The sequence below is a fragment of the Streptomyces misionensis genome (assembly GCF_900104815.1).
GTDB classification, from domain to species: domain Bacteria; phylum Actinomycetota; class Actinomycetes; order Streptomycetales; family Streptomycetaceae; genus Streptomyces; species Streptomyces misionensis.
Genome location: NZ_FNTD01000004.1, coordinates 3,665,837 through 3,686,990, shown reverse-complemented (window position 1 = coordinate 3,686,990; position 21,154 = coordinate 3,665,837). Strand labels below are relative to the sequence as shown.

Annotated in this window: 18 protein-coding genes; 9 read left to right on the top strand and 9 right to left on the bottom strand. The window is 74.0% G+C overall.

What is annotated here, in order from left to right; all coding sequences use genetic code 11:
- Positions 1–86 precede the first annotated feature (86 nt).
- Positions 87–644 (bottom strand): hypothetical protein, encoded by a 558-nt coding sequence (locus tag BLW85_RS18275; protein ID WP_074992615.1) that lies wholly within the window; start codon positions 642–644, stop codon positions 87–89.
- 204 nt (positions 645–848) lie between these two features.
- On the opposite strand from BLW85_RS18275, the gene BLW85_RS18270 reads away from it, so the two are divergent.
- Positions 849–1,031 carry a hypothetical protein gene (locus BLW85_RS18270; protein WP_070023991.1) on the top strand — a complete coding sequence of 61 codons (183 nt, stop codon included), beginning with the start codon at positions 849–851 and terminating at the stop codon, positions 1,029–1,031.
- Between the two features lie 22 nt (positions 1,032–1,053).
- Here BLW85_RS18270 and BLW85_RS18265 read toward each other — a convergent pair whose 3' ends face one another.
- Together BLW85_RS18265 and BLW85_RS18260 are read right to left on the bottom strand one after the other, a co-directional pair.
- Entirely contained in the window at positions 1,054–2,703 is a 1,650-nt protein-coding gene (locus tag BLW85_RS18265; protein ID WP_070023988.1) for a DNA repair helicase XPB, read from the bottom strand.
- 117 nt (positions 2,704–2,820) lie between these two features.
- Positions 2,821–5,412: a helicase C-terminal domain-containing protein gene (locus BLW85_RS18260; RefSeq protein ID WP_074992614.1), complete on the bottom strand. Its 2,592-nt coding sequence runs from the start codon at positions 5,410–5,412 to the stop codon at positions 2,821–2,823.
- A 110-nt stretch (positions 5,413–5,522) separates the two neighbouring features.
- Here BLW85_RS18260 and BLW85_RS18255 point away from each other — a divergent pair, with 110 nt between their 5' ends.
- Complete coding sequence (locus BLW85_RS18255; RefSeq protein ID WP_074992613.1) at positions 5,523–6,611, top strand: hypothetical protein; 1,089 nt, start codon at positions 5,523–5,525, stop codon at positions 6,609–6,611.
- Between the two features lie 65 nt (positions 6,612–6,676).
- Entirely contained in the window at positions 6,677–7,324 is a 648-nt protein-coding gene (locus BLW85_RS18250) for an HAD family hydrolase (RefSeq protein ID WP_070023984.1), read from the top strand.
- On the opposite strand, the gene BLW85_RS18245 is transcribed toward BLW85_RS18250, so the two are convergent.
- A complete protein-coding gene (locus tag BLW85_RS18245) occupies positions 7,294–7,551 on the bottom strand; it encodes a hypothetical protein (RefSeq protein ID WP_070023982.1) in 258 nt (85 codons plus the stop codon). The two genes, BLW85_RS18250 and BLW85_RS18245, sit on opposite strands and share 31 nt — an antisense overlap.
- Positions 7,552–7,715: 164 nt before the next feature.
- Between BLW85_RS18245 and BLW85_RS40600 the strand changes: the two genes are divergently transcribed.
- Complete coding sequence (locus tag BLW85_RS40600; RefSeq protein ID WP_030734743.1) at positions 7,716–8,099, top strand: cold-shock protein; 384 nt, start codon at positions 7,716–7,718, stop codon at positions 8,097–8,099.
- A 24-nt stretch (positions 8,100–8,123) separates the two neighbouring features.
- Here the strand turns inward: BLW85_RS40600 and BLW85_RS18235 are convergent, their stop codons facing one another.
- The 4 genes from BLW85_RS18235 to BLW85_RS18220 all read right to left on the bottom strand — a co-directional run bounded on the left by BLW85_RS18235 (position 8,124) and on the right by BLW85_RS18220 (position 11,760).
- Positions 8,124–9,026 carry a 1,4-dihydroxy-6-naphtoate synthase gene (locus BLW85_RS18235; RefSeq protein ID WP_074992612.1) on the bottom strand — a complete coding sequence of 301 codons (903 nt, stop codon included), beginning with the start codon at positions 9,024–9,026 and terminating at the stop codon, positions 8,124–8,126.
- On the bottom strand, positions 9,016–9,759 hold the full coding sequence (locus tag BLW85_RS18230) for a futalosine hydrolase (protein WP_279628632.1): 744 nt from the start codon (positions 9,757–9,759) through the stop codon (positions 9,016–9,018). The genes BLW85_RS18235 and BLW85_RS18230 overlap by 11 nt, the downstream gene beginning before the upstream one ends.
- On the bottom strand, positions 9,759–10,235 hold the full coding sequence (locus BLW85_RS18225; RefSeq protein ID WP_070023979.1) for a DUF2771 domain-containing protein: 477 nt from the start codon (positions 10,233–10,235) through the stop codon (positions 9,759–9,761). Before BLW85_RS18225 ends, BLW85_RS18230 begins: the two co-directional genes overlap by 1 nt.
- A 133-nt stretch (positions 10,236–10,368) precedes the next feature.
- On the bottom strand, positions 10,369–11,760 hold the full coding sequence (locus BLW85_RS18220) for an MFS transporter (RefSeq protein ID WP_074992610.1): 1,392 nt from the start codon (positions 11,758–11,760) through the stop codon (positions 10,369–10,371).
- A 285-nt stretch (positions 11,761–12,045) separates the two neighbouring features.
- Between BLW85_RS18220 and BLW85_RS18215 the strand changes: the two genes are divergently transcribed.
- The 5 genes from BLW85_RS18215 to BLW85_RS18195 all read left to right on the top strand — a co-directional run bounded on the left by BLW85_RS18215 (position 12,046) and on the right by BLW85_RS18195 (position 18,708).
- Complete coding sequence (locus BLW85_RS18215) at positions 12,046–12,972, top strand: DUF3027 domain-containing protein (protein WP_070023976.1); 927 nt, start codon at positions 12,046–12,048, stop codon at positions 12,970–12,972.
- The gene (locus tag BLW85_RS18210) at positions 12,969–13,430 is read left to right on the top strand and encodes a GNAT family N-acetyltransferase (RefSeq protein ID WP_107409318.1); all 462 of its coding nucleotides are present in this window, start codon (positions 12,969–12,971) and stop codon (positions 13,428–13,430) included. Before BLW85_RS18215 ends, BLW85_RS18210 begins: the two co-directional genes overlap by 4 nt.
- A 40-nt stretch (positions 13,431–13,470) precedes the next feature.
- Positions 13,471–16,674 carry a sacsin N-terminal ATP-binding-like domain-containing protein gene (locus BLW85_RS18205; RefSeq protein WP_074992608.1) on the top strand — a complete coding sequence of 1,068 codons (3,204 nt, stop codon included), beginning with the start codon at positions 13,471–13,473 and terminating at the stop codon, positions 16,672–16,674.
- A gap of 142 nt (positions 16,675–16,816) precedes the next feature.
- The gene (locus BLW85_RS18200; RefSeq protein ID WP_070023969.1) at positions 16,817–17,728 is read left to right on the top strand and encodes a hypothetical protein; all 912 of its coding nucleotides are present in this window, start codon (positions 16,817–16,819) and stop codon (positions 17,726–17,728) included.
- A gap of 197 nt (positions 17,729–17,925) precedes the next feature.
- Positions 17,926–18,708, top strand: a complete 783-nt coding sequence (locus BLW85_RS18195; protein WP_074992607.1) for a hypothetical protein — start codon at positions 17,926–17,928, stop codon at positions 18,706–18,708.
- Positions 18,709–18,723: 15 nt separating this feature from the next.
- Here BLW85_RS18195 and BLW85_RS18190 read toward each other — a convergent pair whose 3' ends face one another.
- The gene (locus BLW85_RS18190; RefSeq protein ID WP_074992606.1) at positions 18,724–21,126 is read right to left on the bottom strand and encodes an HAD-IC family P-type ATPase; all 2,403 of its coding nucleotides are present in this window, start codon (positions 21,124–21,126) and stop codon (positions 18,724–18,726) included.
- Positions 21,127–21,154 lie beyond the last annotated feature (28 nt).

Below are 21,154 nucleotides of genomic sequence, written 5' to 3'. Positions count from 1 at the left end.
TAGTGAGGCGCCGTGGCGAACGCCAATGAATATCCCGCGGCCGGTCCGGCCGGCCTGCCGGCCGCCGCGGACGACGCCGGCCGGCGTCAGTCCTCCCGGTCCGGCTCCCACAGCCGCACCAGGGCCCCGTCCCCGGAGACCGTGTACCAGGCGCCGTCCCCCGCCGGGCGGGCGGGCCCGGAGACGGGAACGGGGTAGGAGATCTCGCCGCGAAGGGTCATCCCACGCGCGTCGACCAGCCAGTGGCGGGCGCCGCCGTGGCGGGCGTCGCACCCGGAGGTCCCGGCGATCAGGGTGTCCTCGTCGACGAAGGCCGCGTCGTGGTCCCAGTGGACCCGGTCCTCGCCGGTGCTCCCCGGGTGCCCCGGCACGGTGCCCTGGGCGTCCAGTTCGCGCAGCACCGAGCCGTCCTGCGTCCGGTGGAGGGCGAGGGACCACCGCCCGGTGTCGACGGTCGGCAGGCGCCGGCCGGACGGGCTCGCCGCGAGGAGGATCCGCTCGACACCGATGCGCTCGGCGGCCAGCCGCCGCCCGTCCCAGCGCCCCCACAGCACGGGCGACCCTTCCTCGCCCTCGCCGACGCTCAGCCCCATCCGCGCGGGGTCCGGGTGCGGGGTGTGCTCGGAGCCGGACGCCACGGTCATCGTCCGCGTGCGCCCCAGCACCCTGCCGTCCGCGGCGTCCAGGACTCGTCGAAGGAGAGGTGCGTGAGATCGCGGCCGCCGTACCTAGGGGATGGGGGTGGGCCCAAGTAGGGGTGGGGTCCACCCGGGGGCGTAGGCGGCGGCCCGGGGAATTGGGCCTCTGGGCCGATACCACCGCGAGGCGGACGGTTCCACCATGGAGGCATGAGCGCAGCAACCGTTTCCCCCTCCTCCGCCCGGCCCCCGACCGGGGCCACGGCCGTGGACGGCGCCCCGCGTCACCTCCTCGGCAGCGCCCTGCGCGCCCTGAAGGTGTTCGCCGAGGCGGCGTTCGGCGTGGTGATCCTCGGCGAGTACGGCGAAGAGGCGGGCATACGCCGGGCGTGACGGCGCCCGCCCCCCGCGCCGGTCAGCCCTCCGTCTCCGACAGCAGCTCGTCGGCGTCCATGATCCGGTAGGCGTAGCCCTGCTCGGCCAGGAAGCGCTGGCGGTGGGCGGCGAAGTCCTGGTCGATGGTGTCGCGGGCGACGACCGAGTAGAAGTGGGCCTGGTGGCCGTCGGCCTTGGGCCGCAGCACCCGGCCGAGCCGCTGGGCCTCCTCCTGGCGGGAGCCGAAGGTGCCGGACACCTGGATGGCGACCGTGGCCTCGGGCAGGTCGATGGAGAAGTTGGCGACCTTGGACACCACCAGCACGTTGATCTCGCCCTCGCGGAAGGCGTCGAAGAGCTTCTCGCGCTGGGCGTTGGAGGTCTCGCCCTTGATGACCGGGGCGTTCAAGTGCTCGCCCAGTTCATCGAGTTGATCGATGTACTGGCCGATGACGAGGACCTGCTGACCCGCGAACCGGCGGACGATCGCCTCCGTGACCTTCCGCTTGGTGTCCGTGGTGGCGCAGAAGCGGTACTTCTCCTCCGTCTCGGCCGTGGCGTACGCCAGCCGCTCGGACTCCGTCAGGTTCACCCGGACCTCGACGCAGTCGGCGGGCGCGATGTAGCCCTGCGCCTCGATCTCCTTCCAGGGCGCGTCGAACCGCTTGGGCCCGATCAGGGAGAACACGTCCGACTCACGGCCGTCCTCGCGCACCAGCGTGGCGGTCAGCCCCAGCCGCCGCCGTGCCTGGAGATCGGCGGTGAACTTGAAGACGGGAGCCGGCAGCAGATGCACCTCGTCGTAGACGATCAGACCCCAGTCCCGGGAGTCGAACAGCTCCAAGTGCGGATAGACGCCCTTCCGCCGGGTGGTCAGCACCTGGTAGGTCGCGATGGTGACCGGGCGGATCTCCTTGCGGGTGCCGCTGTACTCGCCGATCTCGTCCTCGGTCAGCGACGTCCGCTTCACCAGCTCGTGCTTCCACTGCCGGGCGGAGACGGTGTTGGTGACCAGGATGAGCGTGGTCGACTTCGCCTCGGCCATGGAGGCGGCGCCCACCAGCGTCTTGCCCGCGCCACAGGGCAGCACGACGACACCGCTGCCGCCGTGCCAGAAGTTCTCCACGGCCTGCCTCTGGTACGGCCGCAGCGCCCAGCCGTCCTCGCGCAGCTCGATGGGGTGCGCCTCGCCGTCCACGTAACCGGCGAGGTCCTCGGCCGGCCAGCCGAGCTTCAGCAGCGTCTGCTTGATCTGCCCGCGCTCGGAGGGGTGGACCACCACGGTGTCGGGGTCGATCCGGGCACCGACCAGCGGGGCGATCCGCTTGGACTTCAGCACCTCCTCCAGCACCGGCCGGTCCGTGGTCGTCAGGACCAGTCCGTGCGCGGGGTGCTTGGAGAGGGTGAGGCGGCCGTAGCGGTCCATCGTCTCGGCGATGTCCACCAGCAGCGCGTGCGGCACCGGATAGCGGCTGTACTGCACCAGCGCGTCCACGACCTGCTCCGCGTCGTGCCCCGCGGCCCGCGCGTTCCACAGGCCGAGCGGCGTCACCCGGTAGGTGTGGATGTGCTCGGGGGCCCGCTCCAGCTCGGCGAACGGCGCGATGGCCCGGCGGCAGTCGTCGGCGCGCTCGTGGTCGACTTCCAGGAGCAGGGTCTTGTCGGACTGGACGATCAGTGGACCATTCACGCGCGGTACACCCTTTCCACTACGGCCTCCCACTACGGCCAAACGTCCAGTGTGCCCCATCCGGCGGCGATCACGGAGGGTCGCGGGCGCCACGCGGGCCCGGGTGCGGGTCCCCGCTCACTCCCCGGCGAGCTCCGCCACCCCCGTGATGCGGTGCAGCGGGTAGGTGCGCACCTCGTCGGCCGTGTGGTCGTACGCGGTCACGAAGCCGCCCTCCACCCGGACCGGGGCGATGACGCGCTGGCTGGCGGCGCCCTCGGCGTTGACGTAGCCGATCCACAGGGACTCCCCGGTGAGCACCGCGGCCTGCACGGTGGCGAGGGTCTCGGCGGAGGAGGTGCGGGGCAGCTCGCCGGCCGCCGGGTCGGCCCCGGCCGGCTTGCGGGGGGCCGTGGCGGCCAGGTCGCCGGCCCGGATGGCGCGGATCGCGGCCGTGAGCAGGGTGGCGTCGGGCGTCGGCGGCCCCTCCGGCACCGGTTCCGGCGCGGTGCGGGGCGGGGTGCGGTGGGCGTGCGCGCGGGCGATCAGGACATCGCCCTCGGCGGACTCGGCGGCGGGCGCGAAGCCCATCGCGCGCAGTCCCTCCAGCAGGGCGGCCGGGTCGGTCTGCGCGGCCAGCACGGTGGGGGCGAGGCGGCGCAGCCGCAGGGCGGCGGCGCGCTTGTCGGCGAGGATCTCGTTCAGCAGGGCGTCGTCGTCGCAGCGGACGTACGCCGAGGCGGCGCCCACCCGCAGATGGCCGTGTCTGCGGGCCACGTCGTCGATCAGGTAGGCGAGCGGCTGCGGGACCGGGGTGCGCGAGTGCCGGGTGAGGAAGTCGTGCAGGTCGGCGGCGGTCCGCCCGGCGTCCAGCGCGCGCCGCACCGACCCCGGGGTGAACCGGTACACGGTCGCGCCGCCCTTGGACTCCACGTCCGCGAGCACCCCGAGCGTCTCGGCGAGCGGCCGCTCCAGCGGGCCCGGCGCCACCGCGGTCAGATCCGCCTGGAGCAGTACGTGGTCCAGGGGCTCGGGCAGCAGCGGCGCGAGGACGCGGGCCGCGGCCGCGGCGGCGGTGGCCTGCTCGGTGGGGGAGAGGAGGGCGGGCAGCGGTTGCTGCGGCGTCGTGCGGTGGTGGACGGGGAGCTTGTCCCCGGGGCCGCTGGGCTCGCCCGCCCCGGACGGGCCGCCCGCGTCGGCGGGACCGGCGGGGCCGCCCGGTGCCGGTGCCCCCAGCAGGGCCCGGCCATGGGCGGACAGGGCGCCCCGGCCCGTCACCCCCAGCAGTTCCGCCTCGGAGAGGGTCCAGCGGGCGAGGCGGGCACGGAGGTCCTCGGTGCCGCCCTCCGCGCCGGTCCGGGCGGTGGACGCGGCACCGCGCGGGGGGCGTTCCCAGCGCAGCCGGGCGAGGACCGAGTCCGGGTCGGGGGCGGTGCCCGCGGGCAGGCCGGCCAGCAGGGTCAGCACCCGGTGCCGCACCTCGGGCGCGGCCGAGCGGTCCAGGCCCGGGCCGAGCGCGGAGAGCGTCCGGTCCTTCGCGTCCCGGCCGCCGACCAGACCGGACGTCCGGGTGCCCGTCAGCCAGGCCTGGGCGAGCCGCGCCCAGCGCTCGGCCGGGGGCCGCTCCAGCCACTCGTCGTAGAAGGGGGTGGCGGCATAGCGTTCGTCGGCCTCGCCGTCGGAGGCCAACAGGCCCGCCGCGTAGGCGAGTTCGACCCAGAACGCGGCCACCGGCTCGGGCGCGTCCAGGGCGATGGCGGTCCGCTTCAGATCGCGCACGCTCAGGCCCCCGGCCCGCAGCACCGCGGGCCCGCCCTCGTTCCAGTCCGTCAGCAGCTCCTCGACGGTGGCGAGGGCGGTGTGGGCCTGCCCGGCGGCCGTCGCGTCCACAACCTGTGGACGGTGGGCGGCGGCCGGCTCCACCGCCGGCGGCAGCGGCTCGGGCTCCCGGTGGGCGCGGCCCGCGCGCAGATGCAGGGCCACCTCGCGGGGCAGTACGACGGTGCCCGGAGCGGTCGGCAGCAGCAGCCCCCGGTCCAGCAGCCAGCGCAGATGGGCGGCCGGTTCCGGGGTGACCTGCCCGTACGGCGGCCCCCACACCAGCCGGGACAGCACCTCCCGGGAGGCGTCCGGGGCCCCGGCGAGCAGCCGGGACATCCTCTTCCGGTCGGTGAACAGGGCGGTCAGCGCGGCCACCGCCGACACCGAGTCGTGCGTCGAGGCCAGCCCGGCGGTGGTCACGATCTCCTGGATCCGCCCCGGAGACATGCCCGAGGTGGCCTCCGACACGGTGGGCCCCAGACCGGTCGGCGAGGGGTGCTGCGCGGAGGGCGCGAGCAGTTCGCGGGCGGTGCGCACCAGGCGCAGCCGATCGTCGTCGCCCCACACCAGCGCCTGTTCGCGCAGCGTGCCGAGGGCGCGGGGCAGCGCGGCGGCCACCGCCTCGTCCCCGGCGTCCCCGGCCATCAGCCCGAGCAGGACGGGGTAGGGGGCCGGGTCCGGGGCCACGGCCAGCGCCTGTGCGGTCTGGAGCGCGAACCGGTCCAGCCGCTCCAGCGCCCGCAGCACCGAGGCCCGGGTGCCGGCCCGGGTGGCCAGCTGGGTCAGATCGGTGGGGACGGGCGTGATGAGGTCCGGGCGGCTGCGCAGCAGCGCGGCCAGGGAGGCGTCGTCCCTGGCGCGGAGGGCCTCCGCGAGGGACCGAGGGGCTGGGTTGGCCTCTTGGCTCATCCGGCCAACGGTAGCGGGTTGTCCCCGGCGGTTCAGCCGTGGCGGGGGCGGCCAGGCTCTGCGCTACCGTCCTCACGGGGTTTCAGTCGGCGTCACCCCGGAGGGATTCCGTGGGCATCGAAAGCGACAAGGTCGTCTACGAGTACCTGAGCCGCGTCGGGGACATCGCGCAGCAGCGGCAGCTGCCGTCGTCCGCCCGGATGCGGCTGGTGTCGGAACTGCGCAACGAGATCGACCGCGACCGGGCGAGGGCCACGGTGGACAGTCCCGCCGCCGTCCGCCGCATCCTGGACCGGCTGGGCACCCCGGACGAGGTGGTCCGGGCCGCGGGCGGCTCCGGCGGCACCGGGACGGCCGGGCCGCCGGCCGCCGTACCGGTCCAGCCCGCGGCCCCCGAGCGGCCGCCGCGCCCCGAGCCGGCCGAGGAGCAGCTCCCGAAGCTGCTGCGCCGGGTCGTGCCCCGGCCCCGCTCCACCGAGCCCCCGGCCGCGCCGGAGCCGTCCGTGCCGAAGGACGCCCCGTCCCCGCCGCACACCGCCCCCGCGCACGAACTGGGGGACACCGCCCTGCCGCCCGACTGGTGGCGGGTGGCCGACGGCCCCTTCGCCGGCGCCGGGCGTGGCGCGCTCCCGGAGACCGACGAGGTGCCGGGTTTCGTCGGCGGTGTGGAGATCCCCGATCTGCTCAAGCGGCCCCCGCACGAGACGGAGCGGGCGCGCGAGCCGGAGAAGGAGGCGGAGGAGGAACCCGGGGAGGAGGCCGCCGAGGCCGCTCCCGCCCGCCGCTTCGGCCTGTTCCCGCGCCGCGCCCCCGCCCCGGCGGAGGACGCCCCCGCCCGCCGTCTGCTCCCCGGCCCCGCGGGCGGCTGGACCAACCCGTTCCTGCTGCTGGCCGCCGCCGCGCTGGTCGTCGGCGCCGTGCTCGGCAACTGGTTCGCGCTGCTGGCGGGCTGGGCGGTCGCCTACACCTCGCGGCGGCTGTCCCCCGCCGAGGCGAAGTGGGCGGTCCTGGTCCTGCCCGGCACGGCGGCCGCGGCGGGCCTGGTGTGGCTGTGGGGACGGCAGAGCGGCCGCTGGGGCGACCCGATCGCCCAGGGCCAGATGGGCGACGCCGTCTCCCAGACGTGGCCGTGGGTGGTGCGCGGCGCGGCCGTCGCCTCGGCGCTGTACCTGGTGTGGCGCTCACAGCGCCGCGGCTGATCGCCCCGGCGGGGGACGCGGGTCACGGGAACGGAGGATGGGGAGCGCCCCGGCCACCTGGCACCATGTTCCCCATGGCCTCCCTCACCGTCGGCTTCGACCTCGACATGACCCTCATCGACTCCCGGCCGGGCATCCGCGCGTGCTACCTGGCGCTGGCGGAGCGCACGGGGACGTACATCGACGCCGATCTGGCGGTCACCCGGCTCGGGCCGCCGCTGACGGACGAGCTGGTGAACTGGTTCCCGGCCGAGGAGGTGCCGGCCGTGGCGGAGCTGTACCGGGAGATGTACGCGTCGATAGCCATCGCGGCGACGCCCGCCATGCCCGGCGCGCGTGAGGCCCTCGCCGCGGTGCGCGCGGCCGGCGGGCGGACCATGGTGGTCACCGCCAAGTACCGGCCCAACGCCGAGCTGCACCTGACCCACCTGGGCATGGAGCCGGACGTCGTCGTGGGCGACCTGTGGGCCGAGCAGAAGGCCGAGGCGCTGCGCGAGCACGGCGCGGGGGTCTACGTCGGCGACCACATCGGGGACGTGCGCGGGGCGCGTACCGCGGGCGCGCTGTCGGTCGCCGTGGCGACCGGCCCCTGCCCGGCGGACGAGCTGCGCGCGGCCGGGGCGGACGTCGTCCTCACGGACCTGTCCGCCTTCCCGCGGTGGCTGGCCGGCTACCGCGACGGTCAGCGGGAGGCCGCGGCCTCCCGCGCCTGACGCCGCCCGGCGGCGACCGACCGCAGCACGCCCGCGCCGGCCACGAGGAAACCGACGCCCATGAGCATGCTCAGGCCGTACATGTAGGTCGGAAACGGCTTGGTTCCGATGAACAGCGGGATCACGGTGATCAGGGCGGCCAGGGCCCCGATGAAGAACACGATGGCACCGGCGCGGATCAGTCCGTCACCGGGCCCGGCGGAATTCGCTTGGGTTTTGTCACGCACCGGACCAGGGTAGTTCCTGCGCGAGAGAACGACCGGGGGACGTCTTGTCACCGGGTCCAAGACCATTAGCCTTGGTAGCAGCGGGTCACGGACGACCCGCTCTAGTGCTATCAAGAGCCGTTTCCGAAGCAGTTTTCCCGACGAGTACGAGGACGAGGACAGACGTGCCTACCGGCAAGGTCAAGTGGTTCAACAGCGAGAAGGGCTTCGGCTTTCTCTCCCGCGACGACGGCGGTGACGTCTTCGTCCATTCCTCGGTTCTCCCCGCCGGAGTCGATGCGCTCAAGCCGGGACAGCGCGTGGAGTTCGGCGTGGTCGCCGGTCAGCGCGGCGATCAGGCGCTTTCGGTGATCGTGCTCGACCCGACGCCCTCCGTGGCCGCCGCCCAGCGCAAGAAGCCCGACGAGCTGGCCTCGATCGTGCAGGATTTGACGACCCTCCTCGAGAACATCACCCCGATGCTGGAGAAGGGCCGTTATCCCGAAAAGGCCTCCGGCAAGAAGATCGCCGGCCTGCTCCGCGCGGTCGCCGACCAGCTGGACGTCTGACAACGCCGGCCCGTCCGGCTCCCGTCAGGGGAACGCGAGCGCGTCCGGGCCGAGGGGCGGTACCAGTCCCTCGGCCGCCGCACGGGTGAGCAGCCCGCGGATCGCCGCGTAGCCGTCCTCGCCGAGGTCGGCGGTGAACTCGTTGACGTACAGCCCGATGTGCTGGTCGGCCACGGCCGGGTCCATCTCCTGGGCGTGCGCCATCACGTACGGCCGGGAGATTTCCGGGTCGTCCCAGGCGGCCCGCACGGAGGCGCGCACCGAGTCGGCGAGCCGGGTCAGCGCCTGCGCGCCCAGCGACCGCTTGGCCACGATCGCGCCCAGCGGGATCGGCAGCCCGGTGGTCCGCTCCCAGTGCTCGCCCATGTCGGCGAGCTTGTGCAGCCCGTAGTTCTGGTAGGTGAAGCGGGCCTCGTGGATCACCAGCCCGGCGTCCACCTTGCCGTCCCGCACGGCCGGCATGATCTCGTGGAACGGCATGACCACGATCTCGCCGACGCCGCCCGCCCGTCGGCCACCACCCTCAACCGAGGGCCCTGCGGGCCCGCCCCTTTCGATTCCGACCGTGTCGGCCGCCCACAGCCGGAACAGCAGATAGGCCGTCGACTTCTCGCTGGGCACCGCGACCGTACGGCCCGTCAGGTCGGCGCCGGCCTCCTTGGTGAGCACCAGCGGCCCGCAGCCCCGGCCGAGCGCGCCGCCGCAGGGCAACAGCGCGTACTCGTCGAGGACGTACGGCAGGACGGCGTACGACACCTTCAGCACGTCGAACTCGCCGCGCTCGGCCATGCCGTTGGTGATGTCGATGTCGGCGAAGGTCACGTCCAGCGCGGGCGCGCCGGGGACGCGGCCGTGGGCGAGGGCGTCGAAGACGAAGGTGTCGTTGGGGCAGGGCGAGTACGCGATCTGCAACTGCTCACTGGTCATGCGGTTTCCAACTCTCCAATGCGGGCGCGAGCTTCCCGAAGGCCGCGGTGAGGGCGGCGAGGGCGTCGCCGATGCGCCAGGCGGCGCGGTCGCGGGGGCCGACCGGGTTGGAGATCGCGCGGATCTCCAGCACCGGCACGCCCTGGGCGGCGGCGGCCTCGGCGACGCCGAAGCCCTCCATGCCCTCGGCGAGCGCGCGGGGGTGCCGGGCGCGCAGCGCGGCGGCGCGGTCGGCGGTGCCGGTCACGGTGGACACGGTCAGCGCCGTGCCGGTACGGGCTCCGGTGGCTTCGGCCACGGCCCGTACGAGTGATTCCGGCGGGTGGTGGGTGACGGTCCCGAAACCGAGTTCGGTGACCGGCACGAAGCCGTCGGCGGTCTCGGCGCCCAGGTCGGCCACGGTGATGGCGTCGGCGACGACGAGCGAGCCGAGCGGCGCCCCGGGCGCGAAACCGCCGCCGATCCCGGCCGAGACGACCAGGTCGTAGGGGGCGCCGTCGAGGGCGGCCGCGGTCAGCGCGGCGGCGGTGGAGGCGGCGGCCCGGGCCGGTCCGACCCCGGCGGCGAGCAGATCGACCACGGCGGTGGCCGGGGAGCCGGCGGCGGTGGCCGTACGGCGGAGCACCGCGCCCGGGAGCGGCAGCTCCTGGGCCGGTTCGGGGAACGCCTGTGCCACCGCGTCCCGTTCGGCCGGGACCGCAGTGGCCACGAGGACACGTGCGGACGTGGTGATCAGGCCTTCTTCTTCACCTTGAAGGACCACACGCCCTGGGTCGCCTTGGAGCCCATCTGGATCACCACGGAGTTGGTGTCGCCGCCGGTGTTGTACCGGCTGTTGAAGAACGCGTCGCTCGGCAGCGTGCGGTACGTCGAGGTGTTGTAGTTGATGAACGGCTGACCGTTGATCAGCACGGCCCACCCGGCGTCCGCGATCTTCGGGTCGACGCCGATGCGCAGGGTGTCGACGTCGCTGAGCGAGATCGCCTTGGCCTCGTCGACCTTCTTGGCGCAGGTCTTCAGCGAGGCGGCGGTCAGGTTCTTGCCGTCGTTGTAGCAGAGGGCCTCGGAGTGGACCGTGTTCCCGCCGACGGTGAGCGACGCGACGGGGGTCGGCTTGGAGCAGCCCGACAGGACGAGCAGTCCGGCGGAAACGGCGCCGGCGGCGGCGACGGCGCGGCGGCGTCGCACAACGGATTGCAGCGTGGTCATGGCCGAAGGCTATCGGGCGCCCGGAGCCGTCCGGCCACGTGGGGTGCGGCGTGCCCGGTTCGTTACGCCAGTCGTGTCCGCGACAACCCGGCCGTGTCCGGGCCGTCACCCGCCGTCACCTCGCCCGCCGCTTTCACGCCATCCGGGCCCGGCCGCCGTGGCGCGCCGAACGGACCAGGCCGCGCAGCGTGCTCAGCCAGCCGACGGCCACGAACGCGGCGCCGACCAGCAGTCCGACCGTGCCGTTGAGCGGCATCACGATGCCGACCGCGCCGCCGAACACCCACGCCATCTGCAGCAGCGTCTCCGAGCGGGCGAACGCCGAACTGCGCACCAGTTCCGGCACGTCCCGCTGGATCAGCGCGTCCAGCGCCAGCTTGGCCAGCGCCTGCGCGAACCCGGCGACGGCGGCGAGACAGGTCACCAGGACGGCCCCGAAGAAGAGCGCGGCCACGATCGCCGCGCCCAGGACCACCGCGATGACCGTCACGATGATGATCTCCGGGGCGCGTGATCTCAGCCACGCCCCCACCGCCGTGCCCAGCGCGTTGCCCGTGCCGGCCGCGACGCCCACCAGCCCCAGCGAGACCGCCGCGCTCTGGCCGGTCATCGGCTGCTCGCGCAGCAGGAAGGCGAGGAAGAAGATCAGGAAGCCGGACAGGCAGCGCAGGGCGGCGTTGGCGGCGAGGGCGTGCGTCACGGTGGCCCCCACGGCCCGCAGCACCGGCCGCTTCCCCTGCCGCCTGCGGTGCGGCTCCCGCGGCGGGCCGGCCGCGAGCAGCGCCACGTCCTCGCCCCGCGCCGAGTCCACCTTGGGCGGCAGCGAGAAGGACAGCGCGGTACCGCCCACGAAGATCAGGAAGGCGCCGTACAGCGGCCAGGGGTCGCCGAACCGGTGCAGCCCCGCCGCGATCGGCGCGGCCACCCCGGTGGCGAGCAGCCCGGCCAGCGTCACCCGGGAGTTCGCCTTCACCAGCGAGAACCGGGGCGGCAGCAGCCGCGGTACGACGGCGCTGCGCACCACGCCGTACGCCTTGGAGGCGACCAGCACGCCGAGCGCGGCGGGATACAGGCCCAGGCTGCCGGTCGCCACCGCGCCCGAGATCACCAGCGCGAGCAGCGCCCGCGCCAGCATGGCCGCCGCCATCGCGGCCCGCCGCCCGTGCGGCAGCCGGTCCAGCAGCGGGCCGATGACCGGGGCGAGCACGGTGAACGGCGCCATGGTGATCGCCAGGTACAGCGCGACCCGCCCGCGCGCCTCGTCGGTCGGCACCGAGAAGAACACCGTGGACGCCAGCGCCACGGTGATCATGACGTCCCCGGCGCCGTTCACCGCGTGCAGCTCGATCAGCTTGCCGAGGCCCGACTCACCGGCGCCGTGCGCGTGCGTGGCCCGGCGGATGCCGCGCGCGGCACCGGTGACGGGGAGGTGCAGGGCACGCCCGACGGACCGGACGGCGCCGCCTCCCCGGCGGACACCGCCACCCCGAACCCCACGTTTGTCCGCGGTCGCCACGAGGTTCATAGTGCCCCGAGAACCCTCCGGATAGTGCGGATACGGCACGTATGGCGGCGAACCGCACCCGCCGGACCGGCGAGAGGGGCGGGCCGGGTGGGGGAGAATGCCGTCGAGCGGCAACGAATCCTGTTCGGTGTAGCGTGCGTATCTCAGCCATAACGCAGAATGGATGGCAGAGGTGCGCCCAGCGCGCGGATGCAGACGTCGATGCGGTCCTGAGGTCCGCTCCGTCGGCCAACCCCGCCGGAGGCAGCCGCCTTGACGAGACGGCGTAGGAGAGAAGCGATACCTGTGAGCGCAGCGACAACGCGAAGCCGCACCCCCGACCGTCTGTGCGCCGAGGCGGTCGACCTCGCCCGGGGCGCCGCGGAGGAGGCGGCCGCGCCCGGTGTGGTCGGCGAGCACACCGGACTCGTCTCCGAGGGCGACCGTGTTGTCACGCACTTCTTCGAGTGCAAGGAGCTGGGCTACCGGGGCTGGCGCTGGGCCGTCACCGTGGCCCGCGCCTCGCGCGCCAAGGTCGTCACGCTGGACGAGGTGGTGCTGCTGCCCGGCCCCGACGCTCTGCTCGCGCCCGAGTGGGTGCCGTGGAGCGAGCGGCTGCGCCCGGGCGACCTCGGCCCCGGCGACCTGCTCCCCACCGACCAGGACGACCTGCGCCTGGAGCCCGGCTACACCGGCGAGGAACAGCCGCCGCCCAACTCGGTGATGTCCGAGGAGATGGCCGAACTGGCGGACGCCGAGGACGCCGACGTCACCCCGGGCACGCCCGCGGCCCAGCCGACGGCTCCCTCGCGCGGCTCGATCGCCGCGGTGGCCGAGGAACTGGGCATGCGCCGGGCCCGCGTCCTGTCCCGGTACGGGCTGCACAGCGCGGCCGACCGCTGGGAGGAGGCGTTCGGCCCGAAGACGCCGATGGCCCAGGCGGCCCCGGCCACCTGCATGACCTGCGGCTTCCTGACGCCCATCGGCGGCTCCCTCGGCCAGGCCTTCGGCGTCTGCGCCAACGAGTTCGCCCCGGCCGACGGCCGGGTGGTCTCCCTCGCCTACGGCTGCGGCGGCCACTCCGAGGCGGCGGTCATGCCCAAGCCCCCGCAGCCCGCCCCGCCGGTCGTCGACGAGACCCGCGTCGAGCCCTTCCCGCTGCACCCGGCCCGCGACTCCGGTTCGGTCCCGGAGGCGCCGGACGAGGAGACCGCCGAACTGGGCCACTCCTGACCGTGGTCCGGCTCGCACGGGACACCGACCTGCCCGCCTTCCTCTCCCTGGCGGCCGAGGTGGAGCACTGGTTCGGCCCGATGGTGGACGACCCCGGCTTCACCGACGCCGTGCGGCGGGGCATCGCCGGTGCCACGGCCCTGGTCGCCGACGGGCCCGGCCCGCTCGGCGCCCTCCTGTTCGGCGGTACCGCCCCGGTCCACAAGGTGCACTGGCTGGTCGTCGGCGAACGGGCCCGGGGCACGGGCGTGGGCCGCGCCCTGCTGGCCGAGTCGCTGCGGCGGTTCGTGCGGCCCCCCGCCACCGTGGAGGTCGTCACCTTCGGCCCGGACCACCCCGGCGTGGTGACGAGCGGCGCCCGCGCCTTCTACACGGCCCTCGGCTTCACCCCGGGCGAGCCGGCCGCCCCCGGCCCGGAGGGCGGCTCCCGGCAGGTCTACCGCCTGCGGGTGTCCTGACCCCGGGCACCGCCGCGAAGCGCCCCGCAGCGGACCGCCGATGTCGGCGGCGCGCTGTACCTTCTTCCTCACGTCGACGAGGAGTGTGAACGTGAGCAGCAAGTACGTGCGGCCGGCGGCCGAGGGTGCCGATCCCTTCGGGACGGCCCGGCTGCGTCGCGGCGTCCTCGACGCCTGGGCCACCAGCCCCGCGCGGTTCCGCGAGGACGCCAACGCGGAGGAGGACCTGGTCCTGGGCGGCTACCGCGACCGCCTGGTGATCGAGCTGGCGCAGAACGCGGCCGACGCCGCCGCGCGTTCGGGGGCTCCCGGCCGTCTGCGCCTCACCCTGCGCGACAACGTCCTGGTCGCGGCCAACACCGGTGCCCCGCTGGACGCGGCGGGCGTCGAGTCCCTCGCCACCCTGCGCGCCTCCGCCAAGCGGGACGCCGAGTCCACGCACGGCGCGGTGGGCCGGTTCGGCGTCGGCTTCGCCGCCGTCCTCTCGGTGACGGACGAGCCCGCGCTCGTCGGCCGGCACGGCGGGGTGCGCTGGTCCCTCGACGAGGCCCGGGAGCTGGCCGCCGACACCGCCCGGCACAGCCCCGGACTCGGTGACGAGGTCCGCCGGCGCGCGGGCCACGTGCCGCTGCTGCGGCTGCCGTTCGCCGCCGAGGGCACCGCCCCCGACCCGTACGACACCGCGGTCATCCTGCCGCTGCGCGACGCGGCCGCCGCCGACCTCGCCGAGCGGCTGCTGAACGCCGTGGACGACGCGCTGCTGCTGACCCTCCCCGGTCTGGAGGAGGTCGTCGTCGAGGTGAACGGCGACGCGCCCCGCACCCTCCGCCGCCGCACCGAGGGCGCCGTCACCGTCGTCGAGGACTCCCGCGAGGGCACCACCCGGTGGCGGACCACCACCGCCCACGGCCCCCTCGACCCCGCACTCCTCGCCGACCGGCCGGTGGAGGAGCGGCTGCGCCCCCACTGGTCGGTGACCTGGGCCGTCCCGGAGGACGACGAGGGCCGCCCGCTGCGGCCCCGCACGGCCCCCGTGGTGCACGCCCCCACCCCCAGCGACGAACCCCTGGGCGTCCCCGCCCTGCTCATCGCCTCCTTCCCCCTCGACACCACCCGCCGGCACACCGCGCCCGGCCCCCTCACCGACTTCCTGGTGCAGCGGGCGGCCGACGCCTACGCCGCGCTGCTCGCCGGGTGGCGCCCGGTGACGGAGGGCGCCGTCGACCTCGTACCCGGGCCGCTGGGCAAGGGCGAGCTGGACGGGGCGCTGCGCGAGGCCCTGCTGGAGCGGCTGCCGCGCACCGCCTTCCTGCCGCCCGCGCTGCCCGGCGCGGACGGCGCGGACGGCGCGGACGGCGAGGACGAGCTGCCGGGGGCGCTGCGGCCCCGGGACGCCGAGATCGTGGAGGGCGCGGGCGCCGACACCGTGCGGGTGCTCGCCGAGGTGCTGCCCACCCTGCTGCCCGCCGGCCTGGAGCGCCGCGCCGAGCTGCGCGTGCTCGGCGTGGCCCGGCTCCCGCTCGCCGACGCCATCGACCGGCTGGCCGGCCTGGAGAAGGACCCCGACTGGTGGTGGCGGCTCTACGACAGCCTCGCCGGCATCGACCCGGACCGGCTGTCCGGGCTGCCCGTGCCGCTGGCCGACGGCCGGACGACGATCGGCCCGCGGCAGGTGCTGCTGCCCACCCCCGACGGCGCCCGGATCGACGTGGACGTGCTCGGCCGGCTCGGGCTGAAGGTCGCCCACGAGGACGCCACGCATCCCCTGCTGGAGAAGCTGGGCGCGCTGCCCGCCACCCCGCGCGCGGTGCTCACCACCCCGCAGGTGCGGGCCGCCGTCGCCGCCTCGCTGGACGAGGAGGGCGGCCTCGCCTGGGAGGAGGACGCCCCGGACGCCGAGGAACTGGCCGACACCGTCCTCGGGTTGGTGCGTGACGCGGGCCTGGAGCCCGGCGAGGAGCCCTGGCTCGGCGCCCTCGCGCTGCCCGACGAGGACGGCGAACTCGTCCCCGCGGGCGAGCTGGTGTACCCGGGCAGCCCCTTCGCCCGGGTGATCCGTGAGGACGAACTGCCCACGGTGGCCCGCGAACTGGCCGAGCGGTGGGGCGAACAGCCGCTCACCGCCTGCGGGGTGCTCGCCGGCTTCGCCCTGGTGCGCGCCACCGACGTCGTCCTCGACCCGGACGAACTGGAGCCCCGCGAGGGCGACTTCGCCGAACCGGACGACGCCGGGCTGCTGGACGCGGTGGACGTGTGGTGCGAGGACATCCTCGACCGCTTCCCGGACAGCCCGGTGCCGCCGGTCGCCACCGAACTCGTCGCCGTGCGCGACCTCGACCTGGTGGCCGACGACCACTGGCCCGAGGCCCTCTCCCTGCTTGCCCGGCCGCCGCTGCGGGACGCGCTGACCCAGCCGGTGCGCGTCCTGCTGCCCGACGGCACCCACGAGGTCGTCCGGTCGTACACCGCGTGGTGGCTGCGCGGGCACCCGGTCCTCGACGGGCGGCGCCCGGCCGGACTGCGGGCCGCGGGCGGCGACCCGCTGCTGCGCGGGCTGTACGACGAGGCCGACGCCACCGGGTTCGAGGACGAGCAGGTGCTGCGGGCGCTCGGGGTGCGGACCTCGGTCGGCGCCCTCCTGGACGAGCCGGGCGGCGCCGCCGAGCTGCTGGACCGCCTCGCCGACCCGGACCGCCCGGTCACCGCGGCCCAACTGCACGGCCTGTACGGAGCGTTGGCGGAACTCGACCCGGAACAGGTCACACTGCCCGACGAGTTGCGGGCCGTGCTCGACGATCGGGTGACGGTCGTGGACGCCGCGGACGCCGTGGTGGTCGACTCCCCGGACCTGCTGCCCTTCACCTCCGGCGTGCCCCTGCTGCCCGTACGGCCGTCCCGGGCCGCCGAGTTGGCCGAGCTGCTCCAGGTGCGGCGGCTGAGCGAGTCCGTCACCGGCGAGGTGCACTCCGAGGGCACCGAGCACGACGTGCCGGGGGCGGTGCGGGTGCTGCTCGGGCCGCGCACGCCCGAGACGTACGTCGAACACGGCGAACTGGTCGTGGACGGCGTCGAGATCGACTGGCGGCTGACCGACGACGGGGTGCTGCACGCCGCCACCCTGGAGGGGGTCGCCGCGGGCCTCGCCTGGGCGGCGGGGCAGTGGCCGCGCCGGTTCGAGGTCGCGGCCCTGCTGGAGGACCCGTCCCGCACCGAGGAGTTGGCCCGGGACCGCTGGTTCGACTGATCCGCCGAGCCCCGTTCCAGTCGATCTTCAGAACTCTCTTACAGTTTCTTCAGATTGCGTACAACCGTTCCCCTGCGTGCCGTGTCTGACGAGTCGGAGTCGCACCCGACTCCCTCAAACTACGTACGCAGGGGAACCGCACATGCGCATTCGTGCCACCGTGGCCGCCGTCTCCGGCGCCCTGGCCCTCTCCGCCCTCGCCCTGCCCGCGGCCCACGCCGCCGACCAGGCGCGGGTGCCCGCGGAGAACTCCGTGAGCAAGGTCGCCCACACCGCCCACCAGGGCCGTTCGTCGTTCGCCGCCGTCGCCTCGGGCACGCCGTACCAGCTGAACGCCACCTTCTCCAACGTGAAGGTGAACAACGGCAAGAACATCGCCGTCGGCACCACCAACGTGGTCAAGGTGCCGGTGTCCTTCACGCTGACGCACGGCACGGACGTCAAGATCCACGCGAAGGACTTCTTCGCGGCCGTCGAGCTGTACCGCGGGACCTCCTTCGAGGACTCGATCTGGTTCTACGACAGCACCAACGGGTCCTGCACGGACTCCTCCGCGACCGTCGCGAACTGCAAGGCCACCGTCTCCATCGACCCGGCCGAGCTGCTCAGCGAGGACGCCGGCAGCTGGAAGGCCGCCGCCTACGCGGTCGCCTTCAACGGCCAGAACCCGTCCGACCCGGACCTGGACAAGGTCGGCGTGGCCGTGAAGGACCCGACCAACTCCTTCAAGCTCCAGCGCTACTCCAAGCTGACGGTCAACGCCAGCCCGGAGCCGGTGAAGAAGGGCAAGACCATCACCGTCGTGGGCAAGCTGTCCCGCGCCAACTGGGACGACGGCAAGTACCACGGCTACACCGGCCAGCCGGTCAAGCTGCAGTTCCGCAAGAAGAACTCCAGCACCTACACCACCCTGAAGACCATCAAGACGGACTCCACGGGCAACCTGAAGACGACGACCAAGGCCACGGTCGACGGCTACTTCCGGTACTCCTTCGCGGGCACCTCGACCACCCCGGCGGTCAGCGCCGCGGGTGACTACGTCGACGTGAAGTAACCCCTCGCCGGAGCGGACCCGGCCCGGCCCCGGTGGCGCACCCCGCCACCGGGGCCTCGGTCTGTGCGGGGCAAGGTAACGGACGGACAAAGAATGGCCGGTTCGCGCTCTTGCCGTACAACTCATCCCCGGTCTCGTGGATCTGATCACCCGAGTCGACCGACTCCACGATCACTTCTCCCTCCGAGGGAACGCACATGCGCATACGTGCCACCGCGGCCGCCGTTCTCGGCGCCCTGGCGCTCTCCGCCCTCGCCGTGCCCACCGCCCAGGCGGCCGGCACGACGGCCCCCAACGTCACCTTCTCGAAGATGAAGGTGAACGCCGGCAAGGCCATCACCGTCGGGGCCACCTCCACGGTCAAGGTCAAGGTGACCTACACCGTCACGCACCCCAGCACCGTCTCCCTGTCCGGCATCGCCACCGGTCCGCTGATCTACCGCGGCACCTCGGCCAAGAGCCCCGACAACGAGTTCATCAGCGACGACCCGGGCACCTGCACCAAGGTCGACTCCACGACCGCGAACTGCTCGGCCACCATCGCCGTCACGGCCGCCGACCTGTACAACTCCGAGGCCGGCACGTGGAAGGAGGGCGGTCTCGCCGTCAACTCCTCCGGCGGCATGAAGTGGCAGAGCGACCTGGGCACCATCCCGGTCCGCCGCGCCGCCAAGCTCACCGCCGACGCGACCCCCGAGCCGGTCAAGAAGGGCAAGACGCTCACCGTCACCGGCAAGCTGACCCGCGCCGACTGGCAGAAGGGCACCTACGTCGGCTTCGCCGGCCAGTCCGTCAAGCTCCAGTTCCGCAAGGCGGGCACCAGCACCTACACCACCCTCAAGACGATCACCTCGTCCTCGACGGGCGCGCTGAAGACCACGGTCACGGCCGGCTCCGACGGCTACTACCGCTACAGCTTCGCGGGCACGTCCACCACCTCGTCCGTCTCCGCCGCGGGCGACTACGTCGACGTGCAGTGAGCGGCTCCTAGGCTCCTAGTCGGGAAAGCGGCGGGCGACCCACTTCCACAGGAACTCCAGGGCGGCCGCCGCCACCACCGAGATCGCCACCGCCGTCCACGGCATGGCGAGGCCGACCAGCTTCAGCGCGAAGAAGTCCTGGAGCGCCGGTACGACGAGCACCAGCAGGAAGGCCACGGCCATCGCGGCCACCAGCGTCACCCGCCACCAGGTGTAGGGGCGGGCGATGATCGCCAGCACCCACATGGAGATCAGGAACAGGGTGAGCGTGGCGGCGCTGGTCTCCGCCTCCAGCTGCCCGGAGCCGGAGCCCGCGTAGTGGTGCCGGGCGATCAGGTACGTCACGAAGGTCGCCACGCCGGCCACCACGCCGCCCGGGATCGAGTACCGCATCACCCGGTGCACGAAGTGCGGTCTCGCCCGCTCCTTGTTGGGCGCCAGGGCCAGGAAGAAGGCCGGGACCCCGATGGTGAGGGTGGAGAGCATGGTCAGATGGCGGGGCAGGAAGGGGTACTCCACCCGCCAGCACACCACCAGCACCGCGAGCAGCACCGAGTAGACCGTCTTCACCAGGAACAGCGTCGCCACCCGCGTGATGTTGCCGATCACCCGGCGACCCTCGGCGACCACCGACGGCAGGCTCGCGAAGCTGTTGTCCAGCAGCACGATCTGCGCCACCGCCCGGGTCGCCTCCGAGCCGGAGCCCATGGCCACGCCGATGTCCGCGTCCTTCAGCGCGAGCACGTCGTTCACGCCGTCCCCGGTCATCGCCACCGTGTGCCCGTGCGACTGGAGCGCGCCCACCATGTCCCGCTTCTGCTGCGGGGTGACCCGCCCGAAGACGGTCCCCGCGTCCAGCGCGTCCGCCATCGCGGCCCGGTCCTGCGGCAGCCGCCGCGCGTCCGTCGCCGTACCGTCCAGGCCCAGCTTGGCCGCGACCGCGCCGACCGAGACGGCGTTGTCCCCGGAGATGACCTTGGTCCTCACCCGCTGCTCGGCGAAGTAGCGCAGGGTGTCGGCCGCGTCGGGCCGCAGCCGCTGTTCGAGGACGACCAGGGCGGTGGGGCGGGCGCCGCGCGCGGGCGCCGCGTCGTCCAGGTCGCGCTGCGCCCGGGCCAGCAGCAGCACCCGCAGCCCCTGCTCGTTGAGGCGCTCGGTCTCGGCCAGCGCCGGGTCGCCGGCGCCGAGGAGGACGTCCGGGGCGCCGAGCAGCCAGGTGCTGGTCTCGCCGTCGCCCTCGCTGAACGCGGCCCCGCTGTACTTGCGGGCGGAGGAGAAGGGGAGCGACTCGACGCAGCGCCACTCGTCGTTGTCGGGACAGGCGTCGATGATCGCCTGGAGGGAGGCGTTGGGCCGCGGATCGGACTCGCCGAGCGCGCCGAGCACCTTGCGCACGTATCCCTCGTCGGCGCCGTTCAGCGGGCGCAGCTCCGTGACGTCCATGCCGCCCTCGGTGAGGGTGCCGGTCTTGTCCAGGCAGACGGTGTCCACGCGGGCGAGGCCCTCGATGGCCGGCAGTTCCTGGACGAGGCACTGCTTGCGGCCGAGCCGGATGACGCCGATCGCGAAGGCGACCGAGGTGAGCAGCACCAGCCCCTCCGGGACCATCGGGACGATGCCGCCGACGGTGCGGGCCACGGCCGCCTTGAGGTCGTCGTTCTTCACCACGAGCTGGGTGACGACCAGGCCGATCGCCGCCGGGACCATCATCCAGGTGACGTACTTGAGGATGGTGGAGATGCCGGTGCGCAGCTCGGAGTGGACGAGCGTGAAGCGGGACGCCTCCTCGGCCAGCTGGACGGCGTAGGCCTCCCGGCCCACCTTGGTCGCGGTGAAGGCGCCGCCGCCCGCGACGACGAAGCTGCCGGACATCACCGGATCGCCGGGGCGCTTGACCACCGGGTCGGCCTCGCCGGTGAGCAGGGACTCGTCGATCTCCAGCCCGTCCGCCTCGGCGCACACCCCGTCCACGACGACCTTGTCGCCGGGCCCGATCTCGATGAGGTCGTCCAGCACGATCTCGTCGGTGGCGATCTCGGCGGCCGTGCCGTCCCGGCGCACGGTCGGCCGGGCCTCCCCGATCACCGCGAGCGAGTCGAGGGTCTGCTTGGCCCGCCACTCCTGGAGGATGCCGATGCCGGTGTTGGCGAGGATCACGAAGCCGAAGAGGCTGTCCTGGATCGGCGCGACGAACAGGGTGATCACCCACAGCACGCCGATGATCGCGTTGAACCGGGTGAAGACGTTCGCCCGGACGATCTCGCCGAACGAGCGGCTGCTGCGCACGGGCACGTCGTTGATCCGGCCACGCGCGCGCCGCTCCGCCACCTCCGCGCCGGTCAGTCCCGTGGCCCGGGTCCGGGGCAGGGCCACCGGGTGTACCGGATCGAGCTCGGCGCCGGCGTCTATATGGCTCATGTATCCGACGTTACGTGGCCTTTGCCCG

Coding starts and splice junctions, on each gene's coding strand:
- BLW85_RS18260 (WP_074992614.1), bottom strand. CDS start 5,412: ATGAGCCAAGAGGCCAACCCAGCCCCTCGGTCCCTCGCGGAGGCCCTC.
- BLW85_RS18225 (WP_070023979.1), bottom strand. CDS start 10,235: ATGACCACGCTGCAATCCGTTGTGCGACGCCGCCGCGCCGTCGCCGCC.
- BLW85_RS18190 (WP_074992606.1), bottom strand. CDS start 21,126: ATGAGCCATATAGACGCCGGCGCCGAGCTCGATCCGGTACACCCGGTG.
- BLW85_RS18200 (WP_070023969.1), top strand. CDS start 16,817: ATGCGCATTCGTGCCACCGTGGCCGCCGTCTCCGGCGCCCTGGCCCTC.
- BLW85_RS18250 (WP_070023984.1), top strand. CDS start 6,677: ATGTTCCCCATGGCCTCCCTCACCGTCGGCTTCGACCTCGACATGACC.
- BLW85_RS18270 (WP_070023991.1), top strand. CDS start 849: ATGAGCGCAGCAACCGTTTCCCCCTCCTCCGCCCGGCCCCCGACCGGG.
- BLW85_RS18205 (WP_074992608.1), top strand. CDS start 13,471: ATGTCGGCGGCGCGCTGTACCTTCTTCCTCACGTCGACGAGGAGTGTG.
- BLW85_RS18275 (WP_074992615.1), bottom strand. CDS start 644: ATGACCGTGGCGTCCGGCTCCGAGCACACCCCGCACCCGGACCCCGCG.
- BLW85_RS18195 (WP_074992607.1), top strand. CDS start 17,926: ATGCGCATACGTGCCACCGCGGCCGCCGTTCTCGGCGCCCTGGCGCTC.
- BLW85_RS18220 (WP_074992610.1), bottom strand. CDS start 11,760: ATGAACCTCGTGGCGACCGCGGACAAACGTGGGGTTCGGGGTGGCGGT.
- BLW85_RS18235 (WP_074992612.1), bottom strand. CDS start 9,026: ATGACCAGTGAGCAGTTGCAGATCGCGTACTCGCCCTGCCCCAACGAC.